Genomic DNA, 25949 nt, shown 5'->3' with positions numbered 1-25949 from the left:
TCATTCACGGGTGACATCCATGCTTCGCAAGTCTTCTGCATCCCTCTGCGTGCTGACGCTGACCGCCTCGCTCCTCGCTCTCGCCGCCTGTGGCGACGGCGCCGCGGGCGACAAGAAGCCGGTCACGGCGGCGGCTTCGCGCAAATGCCCGGCGATCGCCGACACGCCGGTCAAGCTTGCCGGCGGCAGCTTCGAGATGGGCGAGGACGATGTCTATGACGAGGAGGGGCCGGTACGCAAAACGACCGTCGCCGGCTTCTGGATCGACCCGCACGAGGTGACCAACCGCCAATTTGCTGCTTTCGTCAAGGCGACCGGCTATGTCACCGTCGCCGAAAAGCCCGTCGATCCGAAGCAGTTTCAGGTTCCCGTGGAGCAGATTCCTGCGGATATGCTGAAGGCCGGGTCGGCGGTGTTCACGCCGCCCGATTTCCCGTCGAACAACTATGCCGACTGGTGGAAATATGTGCCCGGCGCGAACTGGAAAAAACCCTTTGGCCCGGCCGGCCCGGCAGAGGTTGCGAACGAGCCCGTCGTCCATCTCGCATGGGACGATATGGTCGCTTATGCCAAATGGGCGGGCGGCCGCATCCCGACCGAGGCCGAATGGGAATATGCCGCGAGCGCCGGGAAACGATCGAAGAATGTCCAGCCCGCCGAGGCGAACAGCTGGCAGGGCGCCTTCCCGAACTACAATGCCGAAACCGACGGTTTCAAGGGCGTGGCGCCGGTCGGCTGCTACCAGCCCAACGCCAACGGCCTCTACGATATGGTCGGCAATGTCTGGGAAGTGACTTCCGACTTCTTCAAGCCGGGCCACAATCCCGACGAAAAGGATAATCCCAAGGGGCCTGACGAGAACAGCGCCTATGATCCGCTGAACCCGGGGATGCCGTCGCGGACGGTCAAGGGCGGCAGCTATTTGTGCGCCCCCAACTATTGCCAGCGCTATCGCCCCGCGTCACGCCAGGGCCGTGATCCCGGGCTCGGCACCAGCAACGTTGGTTTCCGCCTCGTCTATGACAAGGCGCCGACCGCCTGATGCTGGCGCGTCGCGCCTTCGTGGGGAGTGCTGTCGGCGCCGCAGTTGCCGCGGCGAGCGCTCCGGCGTGGGCGGCCGAAGGTGAAACGCTCGACGCGATCGCGAAGCGAGGCGGCTTGCGCTTTGGCACGGCAGCCTCTTTCGATCAGCTCCGCAGAGCCGACTCACGGGCGCTGATCGCGCGCGAATGCGGGGTGCTGACGCCCGAGAATGAGCTCAAGTGGAAACATCTCGAACGCGTTGAAGGCCAATATCGTACGGCGGAAGCCGACGCCTTCTATCACTTTACCGACGACGAAGGGATGCAGCTTCGCGGCCACACCTTTGTGTGGAGCCAGGATAACCGCATTCCCGACTGGATGCTCGCGAAAGAAGCCGAGCTGGCCCGGGACGGTGGTAAGCCGCTCGTCGCGCTGATGCAGCGTCACTGCGACTATCTGGCAAAACGCTATCCGGCGATCGCGTCATGGGATGTGGTCAACGAAGTGGTTCAGCTTCAGGACGGAGCCCTCAGAAGCTCGCTTTTCCTTCGCATACTCGGTGAGCGCTTCATCGATACCGCCTTTGCGATGATGCGCGCCGCGCTGCCCGGATGCCAGATGGTCTATAACGACTATATGAGCTGGGACGCGAAGGCGGACCATCGCGACGGCGTACTACGGATGCTCGATGGCGCGCTGGGGCGGGGCGTGAAGATCGACGCGCTCGGCATCCAGAGCCACATCGGCGGCACGCTGGGGCGGCCGCGCGATGAAAAGGCATGGCGCCACTTCCTCGAAACCGTGAAGGGCATGGGGCTACAGGTGCTGATCACCGAGCTCGACTGCAGCGACCGAAACGTCGCCGCGACCGATCCGGCGACGCGCGACGCGGAGACGGCGGCCTTTGCCAAGGGGTATCTCGACCTGACCTTGAGCTTCACAAATGTAAAGCAAGTGGTGGCGTGGAGCCTGACCGACTTCGACAGCTACCTCGACCGGCCCGGCTATCCCGACGAGCGGCGGCGGCCCGACCGACTGCCGATGCGCGGACACCCCTATGACGCCGAGATGAAGCCCAAGCCGCTTCGTACCGCGATCGCCGCGGCCCTCGCGGCCGCTCCCGACCGCCGGAGCTGACGTCCCGCTGAGCCGTTCATCGGCACAGCCTATGTCCGCACGAAGCTGGATGGGACCAGCGAGGGATCATCGGTGACCGCCTTGTAGCTCGCACGTCAAACCTATGAGAGCATAGTAGGGACGGCCGGCTTGCGGATAAGCGGCCCGCCGTTCGATCTCGGCAAGACGCCGCTGGCGCTGGACGCGGAAATCGCGGCCGATCATCGTCTGGATGATGGACGGGCTACCCGCCTCGCGACGCTCGTCCCGACGGGAGAAAGCTTCCGGGTCGGTGGCGCCGATCTCGGGGCGCGATCAGTTTCGGCTTCGACTGAGCGCGACGGTAGCCGCAATCCTTTCGCTCTAGGGCCGAGGCCGCGCCTCGGCAGGATCACAGGGTCTTCATATATTCGACGAGCTCCCATCGCTGCGTGTCGGTGAGCGAACTGGCGCCATAGTCGTGGCCCTCGTTGCTGTTTCCGTCGATCGGCTGATCGCCGAGGTGGGTGCTGAATTCGAACGCCGGCCCGACCGGCCGGTCTTTCCAGATATAGCCGACAAATTGGGGGTCGAATTCGCGGCTGCCAACCCAGAAGGTCCTCGGGCGGTCTTCGGGCGCCTGGAGCAGATGAAACAGCGTCGGCACCGAGCCGTTGTGGAGATAGGGGGCCGTAGCCCAGATGCCGTTCAGCGGCCGTGCCTTGTACGCCAGCAATTTGTCCGTGTCGGTCTTGCAGAATTCGCGGCGCGCTTCGCGCTGGTCGTCGGCGGTCTCGGCATCGGCCGCGCCCGGGATGACCTTGGGTCGCCGGTCCACCCCGATGAAGGTGTCGGCGGCGACGGCGACGATATCGCCCTTCTTGCCGATCAGGGCGCCCTTCACCGTGGTCTGCAGCTGCTTGACGATGAGCTCGTTGGCCTGCAGGGGCTCGCCCGAAACAAAGCCGAATTTCGTGCCCTTCAGATTGCCCGTGCGCGCCACATAGGTCACGGCGTTGCAGGCCATCCAGATGTCGGTCAGATTTTCCTTCATCGTGTTGAGCGGCATCATCCGTTCGATCGGCTTGTCCGCGACCCACTGCTCGCGCGGGAGATGGCATGACGCGCAATCGCGGTCGAAGGTGATCTTTCCGCGGGCCGCAAGCGCGGTGTCGATCGCAGGAAAGGCTGCAGGCCACGCGGGCGCGCGAAGCTTTCTCAGCAGGACTTCCATGCGATCGAGATTCTTGACCTGCAGGCTGGATTTATAGCCCTTGAACGTCTGGCCCAGGCCTCCGGGCTTGGTTATGAGCACCTCGCCGAAGACGCCGATCACTTCGCCCGAATTGCGCCCGAGCGCGCCGAAATCTAGCGTTCCGGCGCCGACCTTGGTCGGCGTATTCTCCACGACGCCATTCCACTGGACCCGCTTCTGGCGATAGATGTCCCACAGGAACGGATAGCTGACCGGCGCGTCCGCAGGATTGCGCACCTGGTCTTCGGCCCCATTGAAAAGCGCCACCTTGTTGAAGATATGGCCGAACGCATCGACGCGCGCAAAACCATAGCGCAGCGGCGTGCGATTGGCCTCTTCGACCCGTTCTTCCCACGCGACCAATTTGCCGAGCGCATCTTTGAGGTTCTGTCGATTGCGCGGCGTATCCTTTCCGGCAAGAACCTTGGCCGCGAAGCGGTCGAAGCGATCGTCCTGCGTGATCGTCTCGCGGAGCGCGAGATCCAGCGCTTCGATGAAGGATTGGAAGTCGCCGAGGCCAGGCCCGCCGTCGACGCGCACGGCATTGCCCTTGTAAGAAAGTTCGGCGGTGTGGCAGGCGGCGCAATTGAGCCCGACCCATTGCTCGGCTTCGCTCGCGCGGTCCCCTTTCTGGCCTTCGTACCAGCGAAGGCCAGTGACCTTGAAGCCCGTGTCGGGCTGCTGGTCGATGGCGAAGCCGATGGGGAGGATTTCCCGCCGGTCCCCGCGCGAGCGCAAATAGCCGAATGTTTCGAGATAAGATGGATCCGCAAACGCGCCCTGTCCGCCGGGCTGCTCGAGCGCGCGCAGCCAGCTGTAGGGGATGAGGCGCGAGCCTTGCGTCGCATCATACCAGGCGTAGCGATCGGGATCGCTCCAGCCTTGCAATGTCTCGGGTTCGGACGAGGAACCCGCGCAGCTGGCAAGGAGCGCGGCAGAAATGGTTAATCCGACGATAGGGCGAAAGAGCATCTTTGCCTCCGTTCGATCGAAGAGCTACATGTATAACAGGTTTCGGGACTCCACCCTCTTCAACAGACTGCGCCCGGTCGTCTTGAAAAACAAGCCTGTCATTGCGCAATGTGGCGCAAACTCGATTCCGCTGTTCATTGACATCGGCAGGGCAATTGACGAATATTATGGATTGCGACGGAAGAATCGGTCGGCCTTTCCATAGAAAGTCGACTAAGCGACGGAAAGCTTTGATTATTCTTTAGCTTGGGGGCGCCAGTCATGACCGCTGCCACATTTTCGATCGGTCGGAAGAGCGACGTCACTCTCGGTGATCTCACGACGGTCGGGGGCGCGGCGATTGCCGCGCTGTTCGGAAGCGTCGCGGCCGATCTTTTCGACAATAGCTAGCACGGGCACGGCAGGGAGAAATGCGATGTGCGGAGACGATCATGACCTCATGCGGAGCAGCGACGTCCGCACCACCTTCATAAAACCGTTTGGAGGCGCGTGGCGCGAAGTCACTTATGCGAATGTCGACGGCGAGGCGATTTTCGAAGGCTGCATCATCCTCGGCCAGACCGAGGATATGGAGCATGTGAAGGGTGTCCTCCAGCAGCGGATCGCGTCGATGCCGAAGCTGCTGACCGACCCCGGCATCAATCTTCACGGCTCCGCGATTCTGGGTCAGCAATATCGCTGGGACAACAGGACGGTGCCATTCGTGCTGCCCGCCGATTTTCCCGATCCGGGCCGCGTCACCAACGCGATCGCGCACTGGCACGAGAAGACCAGCATCCGCTTTGTCCCGCGCACCCACCAGGATGATTATATCCTTTTCAAGCGCATGACCAACGGCTGTGCATCGATGGTCGGGCGGCAGGGCGGGGAGCAAACGCTGGTCCTGCGCGACAGTTGCACCCTCGGCAACGTTATCCACGAGCTCGGCCATGCCGTCGGCCTGTGGCACGAACAGAGCCGCATAGACCGCGACACCTTTGTCGAGATCATCGAGGACAATATCACGCCTGGAACGGAACATAATTTCAGGCAGCATATATCGGACGGGGTCGATCTCGGGGCCTATGACTATGGATCGATCATGCATTACCCCGCGACAGCGTTCGGGATGACGCCGGCATCGACGACGATCCGGCCCCGCCGGCCCCTTCCGGCGGGAGTCGTCATGGGACAGCGAACGGCGCTCAGCGCGGGCGATGTCGCCGCGGTCGAAGAGCTCTACAAAGACGTGCCCTCGGCCGGTGGCTGACGCGTCGCTGATCGTCGACCGCCGGACGGACATGGGTTCGGAGCCGGGATTGCATGCGATCCTGATCGGCATAAGCGACTACAGCAATCTGAAGGATCCGGATTCGCCGCCCGGCGAGGGCCTCGCGGCGCTCAAGAAGCTGCAGTCGGCCGCGCTGTCGGCCTGGCAGGTCTCCGAAAAGCTTCGGGCGCTCGACGCCGAGAGCCGGCTGGTCCGCCGTTTGAAGACGCTCCGGCTTCTGGTCGCCCCGTCGGTGATCGAACTGGATGCACAGCCCGCGCTCGCGGGCGCGGGCGGCGCCGATCCGAACCGCGAAAATATCCGGACCGCGCTCATCGATTGGCGCAAGGATGTCGCCCAAAGCCGGAACGAACAGGCGCTGTTCTATTTCAGCGGCCATGGCATCCGCCGATCGCTCGAAGAGACGATATTGCTCGCGCGCAATTTTCTCGACGCAAATGAGGACGTCGAGCTCAACCTCGCGTTCAACCTGCGCAACATCTACAATGGCATGGTCCCATCGGCGCGGTTCCCCGATATCGGCCGCGACCAGTTTTATTTCATCGACGCCTGCCGCGACAAACCCGATGCGCTCGACCAGCTCGAGGACACGCAGACCCCCAAGATATTCAAGACCGACCTTGGAACCTATGACGACCGCAAGGCGCCGATCCTGTTCGCAACCAAGACCGGCGGGGTTGCGGCCGGCAATTCGGGCGAGGCGACCTATTTCGCCAAGGCCCTGCTATGGTCGCTCGATCACGGATCCTTTGGTGCGACGGATATGGTGGGCATCGGGGCGATCTGGCCGATCTCGGCGCAGTCGCTGAAGGCGGGGGTCGAAGCCGCCGACGAGCTTTTCGAAAACCGCATCGAATTGACGGGCCTGGTGGCGGACCCCGTGCTCTGCTTCCGCCGCGACGCTCCGAGCCTCAGGTTCAAGCTCGCGCTTCAGCCGGGAGACGCCGTCGCAAGGGTCGAAAAAGTGACCCTCATCGAGCTCAATCACAAGACGGAGAGCGAGATTCCGTCGACACAGCGATCATCCGGGGAAACAATCTGGGACAGTTCGATTCCTGCCGGCTATTATCGGCTGGTCGTGAGCGAGAAGAGCAAAGTCGACCCGATGGCGACATCGGGAATAGAGTTTCTCTCGATCCAGCGTAAAATGCCGTGGACCTTCACAATCGCGGGACTGCCATGATCAAGGCTGGTGAAATCCTCTGGAACGTGAAAGCGAAAGAGATCGCAGAGCTCGGCACATTGCCGGTCCGCGTGCGCACGCGCGACGGCATCCTGGTCGCGAGCGGCTTTTCGGGCCAGCAGTTCGAGGTGCCGCTCGGCGATTATGTGGTGAGCGTCCTGATGCCCGACGGGACGGAGGTGCCCTCGCAAAAGCTGACCCATGTCAAGGAAGGGAAGATCGTCGCCCCGCGGATCGATCTCGATAGCTTGCGCGGCGTGAGCGCGAATATCGCGGTGCAGATATCGAGCCCGGCGGAGACGGCCTTTTTCGACACCACCGCCTCCGCGGATTCCTACCTTGTGGCCGAAGCCTTGCCCGAGAGTATCGCGGTGCCGCCGCCGACGGCCGCCGCGTCGCCCGTGGGCGCGGAGCCCGCTGCGGCCGAAGCCGATCCAGCCCCTGCAGCACCCGAAACCGGTCAGGTCGCGGCGGGGCTCTGGCGAGGAAGCCTCCTCGAGGCATGGGATGGCCCACAGACGATATTCGACGGCAATTTCCTGGATCCGGCGATGACCTTGAGCGAAGGGCAACCCGTCGAGATCGTGACCCAGGCGGGCGAAGACCAATGTCTCGTTCTCCGGCATCAGGCGGTGAACGAGGCGGGGGACTCGCGGCCGATGCTCCGGCTTTGCGTGGTGCCGTTCGACCGAGCCGCGGGCCAGGATCCCGATAACGCGGCGCGCGGTTCGATCCTCGCCCTGCTCAGGCGCGACCAGGGGATCGCCGCGGTGCGCTACCGGTCGCCGTTCTGCAGCGAGGCCAACGCGCTGCTCGATTTTGTCGATTCGGGCATCTACGGCGGCATGCAGACCGTGAGCGCCGCTTTTATCGAGCGCGGTCCAGGACTGCTGGACGAACCCGGTTTCTCCCTCCTGCGCGGGATGACGGGCGTCTATGTCATGCTGCGCACCAATGCCGTCGACGCGCTCGAGCAATGGATCGATGCGCTTGCCGAGCGCGCGCCGCAAGTGGCCGATATCCGGGCGATGCGCGTCGAATTCCTCGCCAGGACCGGCCGCCATGCGGAGGCCGCTGCGGCGCTGTCCAGGGCGCTCGACGCCGAATGCCCGTGGTGCAGGGCGGGCGTCAGCTATCTGGTCGAACGGCTGCGCCTCTATCTCGATCTCGAAGGGGCGTCGCGCAAGTCGCTTGGTGTCGGCGCCGACGATTGGGAAAGATTTGGCGCGGCAAAGAAGCGGTTCGAGCGTCTGACCCCCTTCCTGTCCACCGGTCACGTCTTTACGACGTTCGACGTGCCTATCGGTCAGAAATAGGACGCCTTTTTTCCGATATCCTGCTCAAGCCGCTGGAACGGTCACGCCCCTGACGCGCTTGTCCTCCAGGAGGCGTTCGCGAAGACCGAGGCGACGCTCGCCGCGGCCCGACCGCCGGGCAGCAGCACGCCGGATGGAGCGGCAGGCCGGCCGCACCGCTCCCCGGTCCGTCGGCGGGCTCAGAGCCCCGCGCCGCCGAGCTTGTAGGTCAGCTGCAGGAACACGCTGCGCCCGATGCTGTCGAACCAGCTGGTGTTGTAATAGGGATAGGCCGACCAGGTCGGGTCCTTCACCGGGTTGGTGTCGAACAGGTTCCGGATCGTCAGCGACCCGCGCATATGGTCGGTGAAGTCGTACTGCAGCGTCGCGTTGAAGAGGTAGCTCGCCTTCAGGAAGGCATCCTCGTCATAATTGGGCAGCTTGCCGAGGCGCGTGCCCGAGAAGGTGAACTGCAGCCCGTCCTTCGCCCAGCTGATGCTGCCGTTCGACTTGTCGCGCGGCAGATAGAAGCCGCTGTCGAATGCCAGCTTGTTCTCGATCGGGTCGCCCGGATATTGCTGGAAGCTGTGCTTGAAGACATGGCTGTGCGCCGCCGACAGGGTGAAATCGCCGAAGCTGGTGGGCAGCGTGCCGCGGAAGGCGATGTCGATGCCGCTGGTCCGCTCCTGCGCGATGTTGATCGGGTTGACGCGGATCGACGAGATCTGATTGACGAAGCCGCCCGACGTGAAGCGTGACACGCGCGCGATCGCGTCCTGACAGGTCGGTGATGTGGGATCGAGTTCGGTGTTGCCATTGATGTCGGGGCGGCACGCCGCCTCGTCGCGCGCGATCTGGTCGATGCTGAGGTCGTCGACCTGGTTGTCGAGCGTCACGCGGAAATAATCGACCGAGACATGCAGCCGGCTCGACGGCGCAAAGACGATGCCAGCGGTCAGCGTCTTGCCCGTTTCGGCCTTGAGGTCGCGGTTGCCGGTGCGGTTCACGACGACGCCGGTGCCCGAATAGGTGCAATCGCCGATATCCTCGTCGGGCTCCTCGATGCCGCAGAGATAATAATCGTCGACGCTGCTCTGGACGTTCCCCGGGCCGGTGAAGACATAGTGGAGGTCGGGCGCGCGGAAGGCGGTGCCATAAGCGGCGCGGAAGAGCAGGCTGTTCGTCGGCCGGATTTCGAGCCCGCCATTATAGGTGAATTTGCTGACGTCGCGGCCCGCGAAGCCGAAGGTGTCGAAGCGCCCGGCGCCGGTCAGGGTGACGAAATCGAGCACGGGGACGCGGAGTTCGCCGCCGATCGCGGCGTGGCTGCGCTTGCCTTCGCCGTCGCTGTCGCGCCAGCTGTAATAATAGTCGGTGAGCGCCAGCGGGTCGGGGCGGAGGTTGTAGCCCTGCTTGCCATATTCGGCGACCACCGCGAAGCCGACCGGCCCGGCGGGCAGTTCGATCAGCTCGCCATTGGTCAGCGTCGCCTGCAGATTGCTGGTCCAGGCATAGGGGCGATAGACGGTGTCGGCCGAGATACTCTCATATTCGGCGCGCGTCAGCGCGGTGTAGAGGCGCGACGGGTTGGCGTTGTAGATCGGATAATCGGTGCCGGGATCGATCCCGAGCTGCGGACCGAGGAACAGGTCCTGCGCCTTCTGGTTGATGATCTGCGGCCAGCGGACGACCGACTGGTAACGGCTGTAGTTGAACGACAGCTCGTAATTCCATTTGTCGGCGACGGTGCCGCGGATGCCCGGCGTGATGCTGTAGGTGGTCTGCTTGATCCGCTGCATCTCGAACCCGCCGGTTTCCTCGGGCGTGAACTGGCGCGACCAGTCCTCGAGCTGGTCCGTGAAGCTGTTGTAGAAATAATTGTCGGCGCTCGACGAGGATTGCTCGAAGGCCCAGCTCGTTACGTCGTACATCAGCCGGACCTTGCTGATCCCGAACTGGAAGTCGGCGAACAGCTTGGCATTGTCCGACAGTTCGTAGGACATGGTGCCGAAGCTGTTGAAACCCTTGCGGCCCGAAATGATCGTCCCATAGGCGATCGATTCCTCGCTGCCGCAGAAATCGCCATAGCGCGGGCGGTTATACTGGCGGATCGTCCCCATGTTGAGGCTCGACAAAGCGTTGCAGGCGCCCGGCGGCGGCGCGATATAGTCGACATTCTCGTCGATGCGCAGGAAGGTGCGCCGCGCGAGCGTGTTGACCGGATTGTCCTGCGTGCTGTCCTGGATGCTGCGGTCGAACGCCCACAGCGGCCGCTGGTCGAGATATTCGATGCCGCCCGCGATGTTGAAGCGGTCCGTCGACCAGCCGCCGGTCGCGGTGACGCGGTGCGACATGCCGCCGCCATGCTCGGTGCGCCCGTGGCGATAGTCGAGCGTGATGCCGTCGAGTTTTTCCTTCATCTTGAAGTTGACGACGCCCGCGATCGCGTCGGAGCCGTAGATCGCCGACCCCGCGCCGCTCAAAATCTCGACCTTGTCGATCAGGCTGACGGGAATGTTCGAGATGTCGGTGAAATTGCTGCGGCCGATATAGGGCAGCGGGAAGTCGGCGATGCGGCGCCCGTTGATCAGCACCAGCGTGTGGTTGGGGCCGAGGCCGCGGAGATCGACCTGCTGCGCGCCGGGGGTGAAGTCGGCGCTGCTGCCCGATTGCGGGCTCTGCGTCTCGCCGCTGTTCTGCGTCATCGCCGCGAGCAGTTCGGGGACGCTGGTATAGCCGTTGGCGCGGATCGTGTCGGAATCGATCGTCGTGACCGGCGCGGGCCCCTGGTCGCGGATCGTCGGGATGCGCGATCCGGTGACGATGATTTCCTGCTCGTCTCCGGCTGTCGGCGCGTCCTGCGCAAAGGCGGGGGCGATCAGCGCCGGCGTGCAAACGCTTAGTGCCAGAAGGAATTTGACCGGCCGGCGGCGGAATTTCGTCATCATACAACCCCTTGCTTGTCCGGCTCGACTCGATGCCCTACGCCCCCGCGGTCCGGATGTTTCGCGCACCCCACCAGAAACCGTCGATAATTTCAATCAATATGACGAATCAGGAAATCATATTGTCTTTGATGTGCGACATTATGTAACGTGGAGCGAGATTTCGGGTGGAAGGAAAACCATGCTGCGCGCGTTGATCGGGAAAATCTGGCTGCTGGTCGCGGCGCTCGGGCTGGGGCTGAGCCCTGCCACCGCGAAGGAGGCGAAGGAGAAGCCCGTCGAACATTATGTCTTCGGCAAGCTGAACACCCCGACCCCCGGCCCGGTGTCGGGCGGGCTGCTGCTGATGGGCGGCGGCGACCGCAATCTCGACGCGATGAAATGGTTCTTCGGCAAGGCCGGGAACGGCCATATCGTGATCATCAGCGCCTCTTACGGCGAGGAGATGGGCCAGGAATTCTTCCGCGAGATCGGCGGCATCCAGTCGGCCGAAATCTTCGTCTTCCATGCGCGCTCGCAATCGACCGACAAGAAGATCCTCGACCGGCTGCGCAAGGCTGACGGCATCTTCATCGCCGGCGGCGACCAGGCGCGCTACGTCCGCTACTGGCGCGGCACCCCGGTGAACGAGATCCTCGACGCGCATGTCGCTGCGGGCAAGCCGCTCGCCGGGACCAGCGCCGGCCTCGCGATGCAGGGCGAGAAGCTTTACGGCGCGATGGACGACGGCAGCATCAAGAGCCCCGAGGCGCTCGCCGATCCGCTCGGTCCCGCGAACACGATCGAGGGCGATTTCCTCCATCTCGCACTCCTGAAGGGCATCGTCACCGACACGCATTTCAAGGAGCGCGAACGGCTCGGGCGCCTCTTCGCCTTTGTCGCCAAGGCTCAGGTCGGGCGCGACCCGGCTCTGCCGCCGATGCTCGGCCTCGGTGTCGACGAAAGCGCGGCGCTCGCGGTCGAGCCCGACGGGCGCGGGCGCATCTACGCCACCGCGCCCGATGGCTATGCCTGGGTCGTCGACGGCGCCGGGCTCGAGGGCGCCACCCCGCGCCGCCCGCTCGACGCGCCGCGTATCAAGGTGACCGGCGTCGGCCCCGGCTCGGTGATCCATCTGCCCTCGGGCCGCGTCGACAATCCGGTGTTCGAGCGGCACTATGCCGCGCGCGCCGGCGCCATCGCCGAAGTTCCGCGCTGGTCGCTCGCGATCCACGGCGGGGCGGGGGTGATCGAGCGCGGGTCGCTGCCCGCCGAAAAGGAAGCCGCCTATCGCGCCGGGCTCGACGAGGCGCTGCGCGTCGGCGGGGCGGTGCTCGACAAGGGTGGCCCCGCGCTCGACGCCGTCGCCGCGGCGGTGCGCGTGCTCGAGGACAATCCGCTGTTCAACGCCGGGCGCGGTGCGGTCTTCACCGCCGAGGGCAAGAACGAGCTCGACGCCGCGATCATGGACGGCAAGACGCAAAAGGCGGGCGCGGTCGCGGGGGTCACGCGCACGCGCCACCCGATCGACCTCGCGCGTGCGGTGATGGACAAGAGCCCGCATGTGATGCTCGCACGCGACGGCGCCGACCGCTTCGCGCTCGAACAGGGGCTCGAACAGGTCGACCCCGCCTGGTTCCGCACCGAGGACCGCTGGCAGGCGCTGCTTAAATGGCGGGAGAAGCAACCGCAGGCGGCCATCGACCCGACGCATCTGTTCGGCACCGTCGGCGCGGTCGCGCTCGACGCCGGGGGCAATCTCGCCGCGGCGACCTCGACCGGCGGTATGACCGGCAAGCGCTGGGGCCGCATCGGCGATTCGCCGATCATCGGCGCGGGCACCTATGCCAAGAACGGCCAATGCGCGGTGTCGGCGACCGGATCGGGCGAATATTTCATCCGCGAAAGCGCCGCGCGCCAGGTCTGCGACCGCGTCGCGTGGAAGGGCGAGAGCCTGAAGGACGCGGCGCAGGCTTCGATCATGGCGGTCGGCGCCATCGGCGGCGACGGCGGGCTGATCGCGATGGGCCCCGACGGCGATCCGGCCTTTGCCATCAACGATCTCGGCATGTATCGTGGCCGGATGAGCGCCGGGGGGTCTCCGCAAACCGCGATCTTCGCGGACGAAAAGCTGGCCGAGTGATGCCGCATACGGGCGTCAGTCTCGACGATGTCGACGAACGCCTGCTCAGCCTGCTCCGCGACGACGCCCGCCAGACGATCGCGCAGCTCGCCAAGGAACTCGGCATCTCGCGCGGCGCGATCTATTCGCGCCTTGCGCGGCTCGAGGAGGACAAGGTCGTCGCGGGCTATACGGTCCGCCTGGGCCATGCCTTCGCCGCCAGTCGCATCCGCGCGCATATGATGATCAAGACGCTGCCGCGCTTCCACCGCGAGGTCGAGGCAGCACTGGCGGCACTGCCGCAGGTGCAGGCTATCCATGCGATCAGCGGCGAATATGACATCATCGCGATGCTCGAGGCCGAGGACAGCGCGCAGCTCAACGAACTGATCGACGACGTCGGGGTGCTCGAAGGGGTCGAGCGCACCACGACCTCGGTCATATTGGCGACCAAGATCGAGCGCTGACCGTTTCCTTTCAGGGTTCCAGCAAACCCAGCGCCGCGACCAGCGCAAGGATCAGCGCGGCGGCGCTGGCTTCGAGCGCGAGGCTGGTGCGGATCGCGCGGGTCGATGCGCCGCCGCCGACGAGCGCCGGGGCGGGCACCAGCCGCCAGCGGTTGAGCGCCGCGAAGCCGAGCATCGCGGCGAAGAACAGCAATTTGGCGACGAGCAGCTGGCCATAGGCGGAATCGAGGAGCCGCCCGGCCCGGCCGATGCCGACGATCATCTGCAGATTGACCAGCCCCGTGGCGGTCACGGTGAGCACGCAGAGCGTGCCGACGCGTGCGAAGCGGTCGAGGCTGCGCGCGGCGAGGTTGAGCCGTGCCTGTCCGGCGTCGCCCGCCGCCGGGCGCAGCAGGACCAGGAAGGCGCCGATCGCGCCGATCCAGATCCCTGCCGCGATCAGGTGCAGCGCGTCGGCAATGCGGTGCACCGCCCCGGCGAGGCCTTCGCTCGCGGCGGCATGGCCCGACCAGGCGAGGCTGGCGAGCGCGACCGCCCCCGTCAAGGCCAGCACGCGCATCGCTGCCGCCGGGCTCCGGCCGAGCTGCGTCGCGGCGATCGCGGCGGCGACGAGCGCGAGCGTGCGAACGATCCACGCCTTGCCGGCGTCGCTCTCGAAAGCCATTGTTGCCAGCATGTCGGGGCCGACGTCGGTCACCGCGATGCCCATCATATTCGCGGTGAGAACGAGCATGCCGCCGAGCGAGACGAGGAGGCCGAGACCGCAGAGCCAGGGCTGCGGCGCGGTCAATCCGGCGACGAGCTCCGTATCCTCGCGCTCGCCGGCACGGAGCGCATAGAGCGGGAAGGCGGCCAGCCCCATGACCAGCATCAGGTCGGCGAAGAGCAGGAACCTGAGGCCGGTCATGAGCGGATCGGTCATGACTTATTTCACCGTGAAGGCGAAGTCGCTGCCCATGCGGTGCGTGTCGGCGCCCGCGGCTGACCAGGTCACCTTGTAGGTGCCGGCGGCGAGCGCACGCTTCGGGGTGAGTGTCATCGACTTGCCGTCCTTGCCCATCGCCGAGCCGATCGAGATCTTCATCGGCGGATGGTCGGCCATGCCCGGCATGGCGGTCATCACCAGCTCGGCGCGCACGGTCGCGGGGATGAGCTTTTCGCTGAATTTCAGCTGGATCGTGGTTACCTTGGCCACCGTGGCGTTCGCGGCGGGGGTGGACGCCAGCAGCCTGGCGTGCGCCAGCGCGGCGGTCGGCGCCAGAGTGAGCGCCGCGGCGGCAAGGGCGGCGAGGGCAGGCTTTATCATATTGGGCTCCAATCACAGGGTCGTGCTGCTAATACGCAGGGCGCGGCGGCGCCCCTCGCGCCCGGTCGGCGAAAAAGGAAATGAGGGGTGGCGTGCGCGGGCGCGTATAGCGCTGGTGAAAGGACCGGTGATCAGGCGATGGACGATGCGTTTCGAAAGCTGAATACCGCGGCGTTGCCTCCGGCGCTGGACGCGCTCGACGACCGCGTGCTCGCCGCGCTCGTGGCGCGAAAGGCCGAGATCGCGGCGACACGGCGGCTGATGATGGTCGCGGCGCTCTTCTCGCTCGGCGGCGGCATGGTGGCGGGCAGCGCCTTCGCGCCGCAAGCCGTCGCCGCGAGCCCGCTCACCCCGCTGATTTCGGCGAGCCCGCTCGCGCCCTCGACCTTGCTGGATGCGCGCTGATGCGGCGGGTCGCGATCATCGGCTTCATCGCCTTCGTCGCGGCGCTCGCCGGCGTCTTCGCCGGCCGGCTGCTCGTCGACGCACCGCGGCAGAGCGAGACCGAGCTCCATGCACTGTTGCACCGCGAACTCACGCTGTCGGCCGCGCAGGAAAAGCGGCTGGAGGCGATCGAGGCGCGCTTCGCGGGACGGCGCGCGGCGCTGGAGGGCGAGATGCGCGCCGCCAACACCCGCCTCGCGCAGGCGATCGAGGCCGAGCATGGCTATGGCCCGCGCGTCACCGCGGCGATCGACGACACGCATAGGCTGATGGGCGAATTGCAGAAGGAAACGCTGCGGCACCTGTTCGCGATGCGCAGCGTCCTCGATGCCGAGCAGGCGGCGCTGTTCGACAAGCATGTGGTCAAGGCGCTGACCGCCGATGCGAGGTGACCGGCGCGCTGGCGCAGCTTGGCGAGCGCGAGCTCGCGGCGCTCGCGCTCGCGGGCGGGCAAGAGGCGTATCGCGAATTGCTGGCGCGCTACAAGGCCCCGGTCTTTCGCCTGATCCATGCGCATGTCGGTGACGAGGGCGAGGCGATGGACCTGGTGCAGGAAAGCTTCGTCGCCGGTTTCGCCGCGCTCGCGCGCTACGACGGCGAGCGGCCGTTTCGCGTCTGGATCTCGCGTATCGCGCTCAATAAATGCCGCGACTGGGCGCGCCGCCGCAAGGTCCGCGCCTTTTTCGCGCGCGCGCTGCCGCTCGAGAGCGCCTATGAAGTCGCGAGCGACACCCCGTCGATCGACGTCGAAGCGAGCGACCGCGCCGAGCTGGCGCGGGTGCAAAAGGCGATCATGGACCTGCCGGCCAATCTGCGCGAAGTCATCATATTGCGGGGCATCGAGGAGTTGAGCCAGACGGAAGCGGCCGCAATGCTGGGCGTCAGCGAAAAGGCGGTCGAGACGCGCCTCTATCGCGCGCGCGCGAAGCTCCGCGCGATGCTGGACGCGTGAGGGGCGCGCGCGTCGCGCGCGTATATGCTTCGGATACAAGAGGAAGACGGGACTATCATGCGGATCGATCGGCGGCACTTTATCGGCGCGGCAGCGGGGGGCGGCGCCGCGGCGGCGCTCGCCGCCTGGTTCCCCGCCTGGGCGCAGCCGGTGTCGGCGGGTCTCCGATCGCAGCTGCCGACCGTGTCGGGCGAGGATATTACGCTCCGCATCGCGCGGCAGACGATGCGCGTCGACGGCAAGATCAGCCGTGCGATCGGGATCAACGGCACGATCCCCGGACCGCTTGTCCGCCTGCGCGAAGGGCAGCGGGCGCGATTGACTGTGATCAATGACCTCGACGAGGAAAGCTCGATCCACTGGCACGGACTGATCCTGCCCTTCCATATGGACGGCGTGCCCGGCGTCAGCTTCCCCGGCATCAAGGCGCGCTCGACCTTCGTCTATGAATTTCCCGTCGTGCAGGCGGGGACCTATTGGTACCACAGCCATTCGGGGCTGCAGGAGCAGATCGGCCATTGTGGCCCGCTGATCATCGATCCCAGGGACGCCGACCCCGTCGCCTACGACCGTGAGCATGTGATCGTGCTGTCCGACCACAGCCGCCTGTCGCCCGAGGCGATCTTTCGCAAACTCAAGGTCAATCCTGGGCATTTCAACAGGCAGCGCCAGACGCTCGGCGGGTTGCTCGCGGGCGAGGATCAGTCGCTCGAGGAACGCGTCGAATGGGGCGCGATGCGGATGGATCCGACCGACGTCGCCGACGTCAACGGCTCGACCTACACCTTCCTGATCAACGGCCACGGCCCGCGCGACAACTGGACCGCGCTCTTCGGTCCCGGCGAGCGCGTGCGGCTGCGCATCGTCAACGCCTCGGCGATGTCGATCTTCAATATCCGCATCCCGGGGCTCGGCATGACGATCGTCCAGGCCGACGGACTCAACGTCGTGCCGCTGCCGGTCGATGAGTTCCAGATCGGCGTCGCCGAAACCTATGACGTGATCGTCACCCCCGCTGCCGATCGCGCCTACAGCTTCATCGCCGAGGTCAACGACCGCTCGGGCATGGCTCGCGCGACGCTGGCGCCGCGCGCGGGTATGGCCGCCGAGGTGCCGCCGCTCCGCAAACGCCCGCTCGCGACGATGAAGGACATGGGCATGGGCGCGATGGCGGGCGGCGGCGACGCGGCCTGCGCGCCCGAGCATGCGGCCATGGGACATTGCACGCCGGCCGAGGCCGCACCTGCCGTGGACCATGCCGCCATGGGCCATGGCGCGGGCGGGATGGAGCACAGCATGCGCGACTTTTCGGTCGCGCCGCAGGTCAAGCGCGACCCCAGCGTGCAGACGATCTCGCCGATGCCCGCCGACCGCATGGGCGAGCCGGGGCAGGGGCTGGAGGATGTGGGGCACAAGGTGCTCACCTACCGCGACCTCGTCGCGCTCGAGCGCAACCCCGACGTGCGCGCGCCGAGCCGCTCGCTCGACATCCATCTGACGGGCAATATGGAGCGCTTCATGTGGTCGTTCGACGGCGTGAAGATGTCCGACCACCACGAGCCCATTCCCTTCATCGAGGGCGAGCGCGTGCGCGTGAACCTGATCAACGATTCGATGATGGTCCACCCGATCCACCTGCACGGCCATTTCTTCGAGCTGGTGACGGGGAAGGGCGACCGCGCGCCGCGCAAGCATACGGTGATCGTCCAGCCGGGGGGTATCGCGACCTTCGACTTCACCGCCGACGCGCTCGGCGACTGGGCCTTCCACTGTCACCTCCTCTATCACATGCACGCCGGAATGATGCGCGTCGTCAGCGTGCGCCCGAAGGGGGAGGCGGCGTGATGCGCGCGGCGCTGCTGCTCGCCGGGCTTTCGACTCTGGCATTAGGCGCCCCCGCTGCGGCCCAGTCGGGGCATGCGGGGCATGGCGGAACCCAGTCCGCGCCGATGCCGATGCCCGAAAAGCCAGCGCCCGCGGGCGACGGCGATCACGGACAAATGGAGATGCCGGCCGGCGCGAGTTGCGCCCCCGAACATGCCGCGATGGGGCATTGCACGCCGGACGCGGAGGCAGCCGCGCCGGACGATGCGCCCGCCTGTCCGCCCGAGCATGCGGCCATGGGGCATTGCGCCCCGGCCATCGCGCCGCCCACCATGCCCGCGCCTTCGGCTACGGGCATGGTGGGGACCGACCTGCCCGCCGGCGATGCCCCCGCGCCGCCGCCGCCGGGCGACTGGTACGCCGACCGTCTCTATCCCAAGAGCGAGATGGAGCATTCGCGCCACGCGATGATGCTGGAGAATGGCGCGCAGACCACCGCCTTCCTGAGCTTCAACCTCGCCGAATATCAGGTGCGCAAGGGCCGCGACGGCTATCGCTGGGACGCCGAGGGCTGGTACGGCGGCGACATCAACCGCGTGACGGTGAAGAGCGAGGGCGAGGGCAGTTTCGGCGAGGCGATCGAAAGCATCGAGACGCAATTGCTCTACAGCCGCCCGGTCGATGCCTATTTCAACCTGCAGGCGGGTATCCGCCAGGATCTGGGGCATGGCCCCGGCCGGACCTATGCGACCGTCGGCTTCGAGGGGCTCGCGCCCTATTGGTTCGAGGTCGAGGGCGCGCTGTTTGTGTCGGACAAGGGCGACGTCAGCGCCCGGATCGAAGGATATTACGACCAGCGCATCACGCAGCAGCTGATCCTGCAGCCGATGGCCGAACTCAATGTCGCGGCGCAGGACGTGCCCGAGCTCGGCGTCGGGTCAGGCCTCTCCGACATGGAGCTCGGCCTTCGCCTCCGCTACGAGATCGTCAGGGAATTCGCGCCCTATGTCGGGGTCGAATGGGCGCGCAAATTCGGCGACACCGCCCGCTTCGCGCGCGCCGCGGGCGAAGATGCGAGCAGCGTCAGCCTGGTGATGGGACTCCGCGCCTGGTTCTAGCGCGCGGGCTCCTGCACGAGGATGGTGACGGGCCCGATCAGGCCCGAGGGACGGAGCGGCGCGTCGGCGTGATAGGTAGGAAGCGTGGTAAAGGCGACCTTCTTGTCCGGCGAGCGTGCGTCGCCGACTAGCCGGTTGACCCACAGATTCGCGACTCGCACTTCGAGCTCGTTCGAGCCCGCGCACGCCAGACCTGAAATGTCGACGCGATAGGGCGCCTTCCAGGCCGTGCCGGCGAGTTGGCCGTTCAGTCGCACCTCGGCGACATCGCCCACCCGGCCGAGGTCGAGCCACAGCGTCTTGCCCCACGCCGCGGCAGGCAGCGTGAGCGTCCTGCGATAGGTTGCCGTGCCGGAGAAATGGCGGATACCGGGATCGCTGTGGGTGTCTAGCGGCGCGAGCGCTGGCAGATCGACGGAGGGCGGCGCGCCGCGGTCGGGCTGGAAGGCGACGTTCCACGCCCCCGATAGCGTCGCGAGCTCGCGGAGCGCCATGCGCGCGACGGTGTGCCGGGTAGCGGTCGCGGGCTGACGGAACATCACGAAGAAGGCGTCGTTGGGAAGCAGGTCGAGCGGGATGCTGGTGATGCCCTGCGAAATCGCATAGCTTGCGGCCTCGGGCGCGCCGCCGTCGGCGCGCCAGATTTCGGGTGCCTTGCCCGCGATGCGAAAGCGCGCCTCGACGCGGCGCGGCTGGTTGCCGCGATTGCTGAGGAAATAGAGGTCGCCGTCGTCTAGCCGTCGGTGGACGAACAGGATGTCGCCATCTTCCGCGGTGCCGGAATGCGCGAAGTCGGGTGCGACATCGAGTGCGGCGAGCGCGGCCTCGATATCGTTGCTCGCGATCACCTTGCCCGCGCCGATGTCGCCGTCGCTCCACAATTGCGTCGCCAGGGTAGCGAAGACTGTGGGGTCGTCGGCGAGGCTGGGCGAGGCCTCGGGCTTGGGTCCGACAACCGTCGCGCCCGCCCGGACCATTGCCTCGATCCGCCGCAAGACAGGCAAGGTCATCCGCCGGCTGCTGCCGCCCAGATAGAGCAGCCGGTAGCGCGCCCCGCCGCGGCTGACGATCTCGCCGGCTTCAACGGTAAGATCGTCGAGAAGCGCGTCGGCGTTGACGAAATCATAAGCGAACCTGCGCGGCGCGTCGGAGACGGGGCGCTGGTTGTAGAGCCCGGTCAGCGGCGCTTCCTCGCCATAGAAATAGGCGACGTCGGCGACATTGCGGCCCTGTTGGAGCAGGAAATTGCTGCGCGCGATATAGTCGATCCACGGCTTCGCCATCTCGGCCCAGGTCTCGTGGCGGTTGAAATATTGGCCGAACAGGGCGAGCGAGAGACCGGGCTGGCGATCGTCGACAGGCTGGTGGACCGAGGTGTGGATGACCGTGCGGTTGATGCCATAGGCGAATTGCAGGTCGACCACGGGCTTGAGGTCGGCGGGCGCGAAAGCCCAGGGGGCGTTGGCCGAGGTCAGCGACTCCGCCGCGACGATGGGGCGGCCATAGAGATGCGCGGCCGACGAAGCGCCCTTCATGTCGGCGAGCAAAGTGGTGCGCACGCCGCGTTCGGGCTGCCAGGTCCAGAGCGCCGCCATCGGGATGTCGGCGTAGCGGCGCATCGCGATGTCGTCGCCGAAAAAGGGGCGATCGACCTCGAAAGCTTCGCCATAAAGCGTCAGGCCGCGACCCTGTGCGGCGTCGGCGATCACCTTGTAATGTTGTGACGACACAAGGTCCGACAGGGTGCGGCGATAATCGTAGAGGAATTTCTCGCTCGCCTCGCGCGAGCCGACGAGCACGCCGGTGAGCGTGGGGAGCCAGGGTACCGGATCATAGCCGCGCAAGGCCTTGAAGCGTGCGATCATGTCGCCGGTCCAGTTGGCGGGGCCCGCCTCGATGCTGTCGGTGAGCATCGCCTGCAGTCCGCGGCTGCCGATCAGGCCTGGGCCGGTCGTGTCGGCATAGGTACCCAGATAATGGTCGATGTAGCGGCGCACCGCAGCGCCGTCGTATTTGTCGATCTCGAGCCCCGTCGCCTCACGCGTCGCGGGATGGTTGAGCGTGCCGGTTAGCGAATAGCCGAGGCGGATCACGCGCCAGTCGCCGGGCGGCGGGGTCCACTCCAGCCGGCCATCGGGAGCCATACGGTCGGTCAGGTCGATCACGCTGCCCGGCGCGATGGCCCCCTCGGAAGCCAGCGCGCGGTCCAGCGCGTAATAGTCGTCGACGAGTACGAAGCCTGCCTTGGCCTCGAAGCGGTCGATGCGCGGCTCGCGGTGGAGGGTGAGTTCGCGGATCGGGATGACGGGCAGCGGGGTGGTATCGACCAGATGCTTCACGGCGCCCGGCGCATGGCCGATCGTGACGCGCAGATCGTCGACTAGCCGCGTGGGGAAGATCATCCGGAAATGGCGCGCGGTGACCGGCGCGAAGCTGACCGTCGTCGGGACGCCAGTGAGCATCGGCAGCTCGGCGACCGTGCGCCAGGTCGCGCCGTCGTCGCTTGCCTGGAGCGCGGGCGCGACGTCGCTGGGGCGATAGACGCGGCCGCGGCTGTCGAGCGCGACGCTCACCGCGCGGATCGTCTGCAGCGCTGGATAAGCGAAAGCGAGGAACGCCGGTGCGGCGTCGGTCCCGCGCGGCAGGTCGATGCTCGCGCCATAACGGCCGTCGACGAGCAGCGCGGCATCGATGGGGGGCGGCGCGTTCGAGGTAATGCGCGGCGGCGGCATCGGCGACCCATCGGTTACCGGATAGGCGAGTATGCGCGCGTCGGCGTAGAAATCGGGGATCGGTGTCGCGGGCTGGGTCGCGGTGACATGTTTCATCGGCTGCATGTCCTGGAAGGTGCCGGTGTTTCCCGGCGGGCGCGGCAGCAGGGTGGCAACACGCGCGCCGCCGCGTACGACCGTCTCGCTCCACACCAGCTTCTTCATCCCGTCGGCGGGCGGGACCCATGGGCCGCCGGTTTCGCTCCACCCGGCCGAGGAGGCGACCGCGAGTTCCATGCCCTTTTGATCGGCGAGTTCGGCGGCGAGGCGGAAGGCGCGCTTCCACGCGGGGGTCATATAGGCGAGGCGCTTTTCGACCATCTGCGGCGTTTCGAGCGCGGCGTCGAAATTATGCAGCCCGCCGATGCCGATCCGCGCCATCCAGTCGATGTCCTTTCGGATTCCCTCTTCGGTGACATTGCCGTTCATCCAGTGCCACCAGACGCGCGGGCGGGCCGAGGGCGGTGGCTCCTCGAAGGCCCCGCTCAGCGGATCGGGCGCTTCCTGCGCCGCGGCGGGAAGGGCGATCGACAAAATTGCCGACAAGATCGTTGCGGTTCGACAGGCTGGCATCCGATTCCCCAACTTTTTGATATTAATATAATAATATTATTAGCAGCGCAAATTTTCTCGACAAAATGGCGGTTTTACGGGCATTCGCGCCGATGCCGCGGCGCCCGAAATCGCAATTTTGTCGCCGGATCGTCAAAATCCTGTTGCCATTGCGATGTCAATTACGGTATCTGATATTTCAGATAAAGGCAGTGCGATTTCTACGCCTGCCAGGGACCAGGGTAGAGGAGGGTAGTTCAATGCTTGATTTGCGGCGCATTCTTGTGGGCGGCATCGCCATTTCGGCCTTGAGCGCCGGTCTGTCGGTTTCCGCTTATGCGCAGAGCGAGTCGCCCGCTCCCGCCGCGGCCCCCGATGAAGCCGACGGCGATGCGATCGTCGTCACCGGCATCCGTGCCAGCCAGCGCGCCTCGATCGACTTGAAGCGCGAAAGCGTCGCGGTGGTCGACTCGATCGTCGCCGAGGATCTCGGCAAGCTCCCCGACCAGAATGTCGCCGAATCGCTGCAGCGCATCGCTGGCGTGACGATCGAGCGCAACCGCGGCGAGGGCCGCTTCGTCACCGTCCGCGGTTTCGGTCCCAAGTTCAACGCGGTCACCGTCAACGGCCGCACGCTCGCCACCGACAACAATGGCCGCGAATTCTCGTTCGATGTGCTGCCGTCCGAAATGATCTCGGGCGCCGACGTCTACAAGTCGCCGCAGGCGAACATCAACGGCGCGTCGATCGGCGCGACGGTTGACATCCGCACGATGCGGCCGCTGAACCAGAAGGCCGGCCTACACATCGCGGGCTCGGCGACGGGCACGTGGAGCGAATTGTCGGAGAAGCTCAACCCCGAGATCGCCGCGGTCGGCAGCTGGCGCAACGACGCGGGCACCTTCGGCGTCGCGCTGTCGGGCGTCTGGACCAACCAGAAGAACCGCATCGACGAGTTCACCATCGGCGCGGGCCATGTGAAGCGTTCGCGCACCGACAGCTATTATACGGTCAACAACACCTTGGGGGCACGCGTCGGTCCCGGGGTCCAGCCCTTCGCCAATGTGTCGATGCCGTCGAACCTGTCGCCCTTCTTCTTCGAGCGCGAACTCGACCGCTGGGGCGTCAGCGGCGCGATACAGCTGAAGCCTTCCGATCGCTTCACCGTGACGATCGACGGCCTCTACACCAAGTCGCGCTTTCTCGAGCAGCAGACGGGCCTCGCCTACGACTTCTCCGGCGGCACGCTCGTCGAGCAGGTCGTCGAGGGCGGCAGCGTCGTCAACGGCGTCCAGACCGGCGGCGAAGCGGTGTACCAGCGCTATGTCGGCGGCTTCGTCGACCAGATCATCCAGTACGACGACCGCGACGTCACCACCGACCAGATCGGTGCCAACGTCGACTGGCAGGCCAGCGACGATTTGAAGGTCAAGCTCGACATCTCGCTTTCGCGCGCGCGCAAGCGCGGGGCCGAGAATAATCTGTTCACGACGATCCGCCGCAAGAATATCGACCATTGGTTCGACCGCCGCAGCGGCAGCCCGATCTACGATTACGGCTTCACCAGCCCCAATTACCAGAATGCCGCGACCAACCCGCAGGGGATCACCGCGCATTATTATATCTGGGGTGGCGGCGCGAATGCCGACGACGAGATCCAGGAATATCGCGGCGACGTCGAATGGAACCCCGGCGGCGGCCCCTTCACCCTCGCGGCCGGTGCGATGGCGTCGAACCGGCTCAAGGAAATCCGCGGGCTCGAAATGCCGTTCGGCGAGCAATGCGCCTATTGCGGGTCGGACCGGGTGCTGCCGCAGGCGCTGTTCGCTCCGACCAACCGCGGTTTCTTCTCGGGCTATGACGGCGACATCCTGCGCGACTGGGTGATTTACGACCCGCGCGCGCTGGTGCTGCAGGTCGACCAGTTCGCGACCGCCGACGGGCGCGCCTTCAACCCCGCGACGCCGTCGGCGACCGCCTCGTCGGTGATCGACGAGAAGGTGCGCATCGCCTATCTGATGGGCTCGCTCGATACAGAGATCGGCGGCATGGGGCTCGCGATCAACGCCGGCGTGCGTTTCGAGGACACCGACTATACCTCGGCAGGCGCGTCGCGGACCGTGCTCAGCGCGCGGCCGCGTGTCGACCAGAACGGCAATCCGACGGGCCAGAACGACATCGTCGTCTCGCCGAACATTCCGGTCAACTTCCGGGGCAAATATCAGGACTGGCTGCCGTCGCTGAACGTCCGGCTGAGCGTCACCGACGATTTCATCCTGCGCTTCGCAGGGTCGAAGGTGATGACGCGCCCGACGCTGACCGACCTGTCGCCGCGCCAGACGATCCAGACCAACCCCGGCAACGAAACGATCCGCCGCGGCAACCCCGACCTGCAGCCGTTCCGCGCCTGGCAGGCCGAAATCGGCGCCGAATGGTATTTCGCGCCGGAATCGCTGATCAACGCCGCAGTCTTCTACAAGAAGATCGACAGCTTCGTGACGCTGATCACCACGCCGCAACAGGTCGACCAGGTCACCTTCCAGGTGACCGTCCCCGGCAACGGCAAGGGCGCGACGGTCAAGGGCTTCGAGGTCGGCTACCGCCAGTCCTTCGCCAACTGGTTGCCCGAACCTTTCGACGGCTTCGGCGTCCAGACCAGCTTCAACTACACCGACTCGAACGCGAACTATCCCAGCATCACGCCGGGCGCGACCTACACGCTCGAGGGCCTGTCGAAATATTCCTACAGCCTTGTCGGCTATTACGAGAAATACGGGCTGCAGGCGCGCGTCGCCTATACCTATCGCGACGACTTCCTGCAGGTCGCGATCGGCCGCAACAGCGAACAGGAATATTTCAACGGTTACGGCCAGCTCGACGCCAGCCTGTCCTACGACCTGACCGACAATTTCACGGTCTTCGCCGACGGGCTCAATCTCTTGAATGCGAAGGAGTTCATCTATTCGATGAGCCCCGACCGTACGAAGGAATATCGCATGACCGGCCGCCGCCTGTCGTTCGGCGTGCGCGCGAAATTCTGATCTGTCCCAGGGGGTGGGTCGATTTTCCTCCCGCCCATCCCTTTGACTTCATGGGCCTCCCGCCGCCAAGCGGGGGGCCTATTTTTTGTGGCGGGTTTGGGGCGGAAGTTGACTAAGTTGACGCCCCATCGCGCGCGGGAACAAGGGGTTAGCGGCAATCGCGGTGAGCGCGTGGTGCTGCGGATGGGCATGGGCGTCATCCGGCAGGGTAGACCATGGCGCGATTTATTAGGAAAGCGGTTTTTGCTGGGGCGGTTTTCGGGCGGGAGCGGCCCTTTTAATCCTCCCTGTCGCGAAGCGATGGGGAGGGGGACCATGCGAAGCATGGTGGAGGG

19 protein-coding genes are annotated in these 25949 nt (G+C 65.8%); 14 read left to right on the top strand and 5 right to left on the bottom strand.

The window, feature by feature from the left end:
• Positions 1 to 19 precede the first annotated feature (19 nt).
• Complete coding sequence (locus ATE62_RS08585; RefSeq protein WP_082662688.1) at positions 20 to 1042, top strand: formylglycine-generating enzyme family protein; 1023 nt, start codon at positions 20 to 22, stop codon at positions 1040 to 1042.
• Complete coding sequence (locus tag ATE62_RS08580) at positions 1042 to 2160, top strand: endo-1,4-beta-xylanase (RefSeq protein WP_058807500.1); 1119 nt, start codon at positions 1042 to 1044, stop codon at positions 2158 to 2160. Before ATE62_RS08585 ends, ATE62_RS08580 begins: the two co-directional genes overlap by 1 nt.
• A gap of 370 nt (positions 2161 to 2530) precedes the next feature.
• Here the strand turns inward: ATE62_RS08580 and ATE62_RS08575 are convergent, their stop codons facing one another.
• On the bottom strand, positions 2531 to 4345 hold the full coding sequence (locus ATE62_RS08575; protein WP_156420489.1) for a di-heme-cytochrome C peroxidase: 1815 nt from the start codon (positions 4343 to 4345) through the stop codon (positions 2531 to 2533).
• Between the two features lie 261 nt (positions 4346 to 4606).
• On the opposite strand from ATE62_RS08575, the gene ATE62_RS24020 reads away from it, so the two are divergent.
• Genes ATE62_RS24020 through ATE62_RS08560 form a run of 4 tightly spaced genes read left to right on the top strand, consistent with a single transcriptional unit; the run spans position 4607 to position 8114 of the window.
• A complete protein-coding gene (locus ATE62_RS24020; RefSeq protein ID WP_269433357.1) occupies positions 4607 to 4735 on the top strand; it encodes a hypothetical protein in 129 nt (42 codons plus the stop codon).
• A 25-nt stretch (positions 4736 to 4760) separates the two neighbouring features.
• Positions 4761 to 5594, top strand: a complete 834-nt coding sequence (locus ATE62_RS08570; protein WP_058818493.1) for a M12 family metallopeptidase — start codon at positions 4761 to 4763, stop codon at positions 5592 to 5594.
• On the top strand, positions 5587 to 6798 hold the full coding sequence (locus ATE62_RS08565) for a caspase family protein (RefSeq protein ID WP_058807503.1): 1212 nt from the start codon (positions 5587 to 5589) through the stop codon (positions 6796 to 6798). The genes ATE62_RS08570 and ATE62_RS08565 overlap by 8 nt, the downstream gene beginning before the upstream one ends.
• Positions 6795 to 8114 carry a hypothetical protein gene (locus tag ATE62_RS08560; RefSeq protein WP_058807504.1) on the top strand — a complete coding sequence of 440 codons (1320 nt, stop codon included), beginning with the start codon at positions 6795 to 6797 and terminating at the stop codon, positions 8112 to 8114. The genes ATE62_RS08565 and ATE62_RS08560 overlap by 4 nt, the downstream gene beginning before the upstream one ends.
• Positions 8115 to 8293: 179 nt before the next feature.
• On the opposite strand, the gene ATE62_RS08555 is transcribed toward ATE62_RS08560, so the two are convergent.
• Positions 8294 to 11041 (bottom strand): TonB-dependent receptor plug domain-containing protein, encoded by a 2748-nt coding sequence (locus tag ATE62_RS08555; protein WP_231736206.1) that lies wholly within the window; start codon positions 11039 to 11041, stop codon positions 8294 to 8296.
• Between the two features lie 178 nt (positions 11042 to 11219).
• Here ATE62_RS08555 and ATE62_RS08550 point away from each other — a divergent pair, with 178 nt between their 5' ends.
• Together ATE62_RS08550 and ATE62_RS08545 are read left to right on the top strand one after the other, a co-directional pair.
• Positions 11220 to 13160, top strand: coding sequence for an isoaspartyl peptidase/L-asparaginase (locus ATE62_RS08550; protein ID WP_058807505.1), 1941 nt, complete (start codon positions 11220 to 11222; stop codon positions 13158 to 13160).
• Positions 13160 to 13606, top strand: a complete 447-nt coding sequence (locus ATE62_RS08545) for an Lrp/AsnC family transcriptional regulator (protein WP_058807506.1) — start codon at positions 13160 to 13162, stop codon at positions 13604 to 13606. The genes ATE62_RS08550 and ATE62_RS08545 overlap by 1 nt, the downstream gene beginning before the upstream one ends.
• Positions 13607 to 13616: 10 nt before the next feature.
• Here ATE62_RS08545 and copD read toward each other — a convergent pair whose 3' ends face one another.
• Together copD and copC are read right to left on the bottom strand one after the other, a co-directional pair.
• Entirely contained in the window at positions 13617 to 14528 is a 912-nt protein-coding gene (gene copD / locus ATE62_RS08540) for a copper homeostasis membrane protein CopD (RefSeq protein WP_058807507.1), read from the bottom strand.
• Positions 14529 to 14531: 3 nt separating this feature from the next.
• Entirely contained in the window at positions 14532 to 14912 is a 381-nt protein-coding gene (gene copC / locus ATE62_RS08535; protein WP_058807508.1) for a copper homeostasis periplasmic binding protein CopC, read from the bottom strand.
• Between the two features lie 138 nt (positions 14913 to 15050).
• Between copC and ATE62_RS08530 the strand changes: the two genes are divergently transcribed.
• Genes ATE62_RS08530 through ATE62_RS08510 form a run of 5 tightly spaced genes read left to right on the top strand, consistent with a single transcriptional unit; the run spans position 15051 to position 19250 of the window.
• Positions 15051 to 15317 carry a hypothetical protein gene (locus ATE62_RS08530; RefSeq protein WP_058807509.1) on the top strand — a complete coding sequence of 89 codons (267 nt, stop codon included), beginning with the start codon at positions 15051 to 15053 and terminating at the stop codon, positions 15315 to 15317.
• Positions 15317 to 15748, top strand: a complete 432-nt coding sequence (locus ATE62_RS08525; protein ID WP_058807510.1) for a periplasmic heavy metal sensor — start codon at positions 15317 to 15319, stop codon at positions 15746 to 15748. The genes ATE62_RS08530 and ATE62_RS08525 overlap by 1 nt, the downstream gene beginning before the upstream one ends.
• Positions 15745 to 16308, top strand: a complete 564-nt coding sequence (locus ATE62_RS08520; protein WP_058807511.1) for an RNA polymerase sigma factor — start codon at positions 15745 to 15747, stop codon at positions 16306 to 16308. Before ATE62_RS08525 ends, ATE62_RS08520 begins: the two co-directional genes overlap by 4 nt.
• A gap of 57 nt (positions 16309 to 16365) precedes the next feature.
• Positions 16366 to 18153: a copper resistance system multicopper oxidase gene (locus ATE62_RS08515; RefSeq protein ID WP_058807512.1), complete on the top strand. Its 1788-nt coding sequence runs from the start codon at positions 16366 to 16368 to the stop codon at positions 18151 to 18153.
• On the top strand, positions 18150 to 19250 hold the full coding sequence (locus tag ATE62_RS08510) for a copper resistance protein B (protein ID WP_058807513.1): 1101 nt from the start codon (positions 18150 to 18152) through the stop codon (positions 19248 to 19250). Before ATE62_RS08515 ends, ATE62_RS08510 begins: the two co-directional genes overlap by 4 nt.
• Here ATE62_RS08510 and ATE62_RS08505 read toward each other — a convergent pair.
• Positions 19247 to 22567 (bottom strand): glycosyl hydrolase, encoded by a 3321-nt coding sequence (locus ATE62_RS08505; RefSeq protein WP_231736205.1) that lies wholly within the window; start codon positions 22565 to 22567, stop codon positions 19247 to 19249. The genes ATE62_RS08510 and ATE62_RS08505 overlap by 4 nt on opposite strands.
• A gap of 266 nt (positions 22568 to 22833) precedes the next feature.
• Between ATE62_RS08505 and ATE62_RS08500 the strand changes: the two genes are divergently transcribed.
• Positions 22834 to 25614, top strand: a complete 2781-nt coding sequence (locus ATE62_RS08500; protein ID WP_058807515.1) for a TonB-dependent receptor — start codon at positions 22834 to 22836, stop codon at positions 25612 to 25614.
• Positions 25615 to 25949 lie beyond the last annotated feature (335 nt).

The sequence above is a fragment of the Sphingopyxis sp. HIX genome (assembly GCF_001468285.1).
In the GTDB taxonomy this organism is placed as follows: domain Bacteria; phylum Pseudomonadota; class Alphaproteobacteria; order Sphingomonadales; family Sphingomonadaceae; genus Sphingopyxis.
This window is presented reverse-complemented; position numbering and strand designations above follow the sequence as displayed.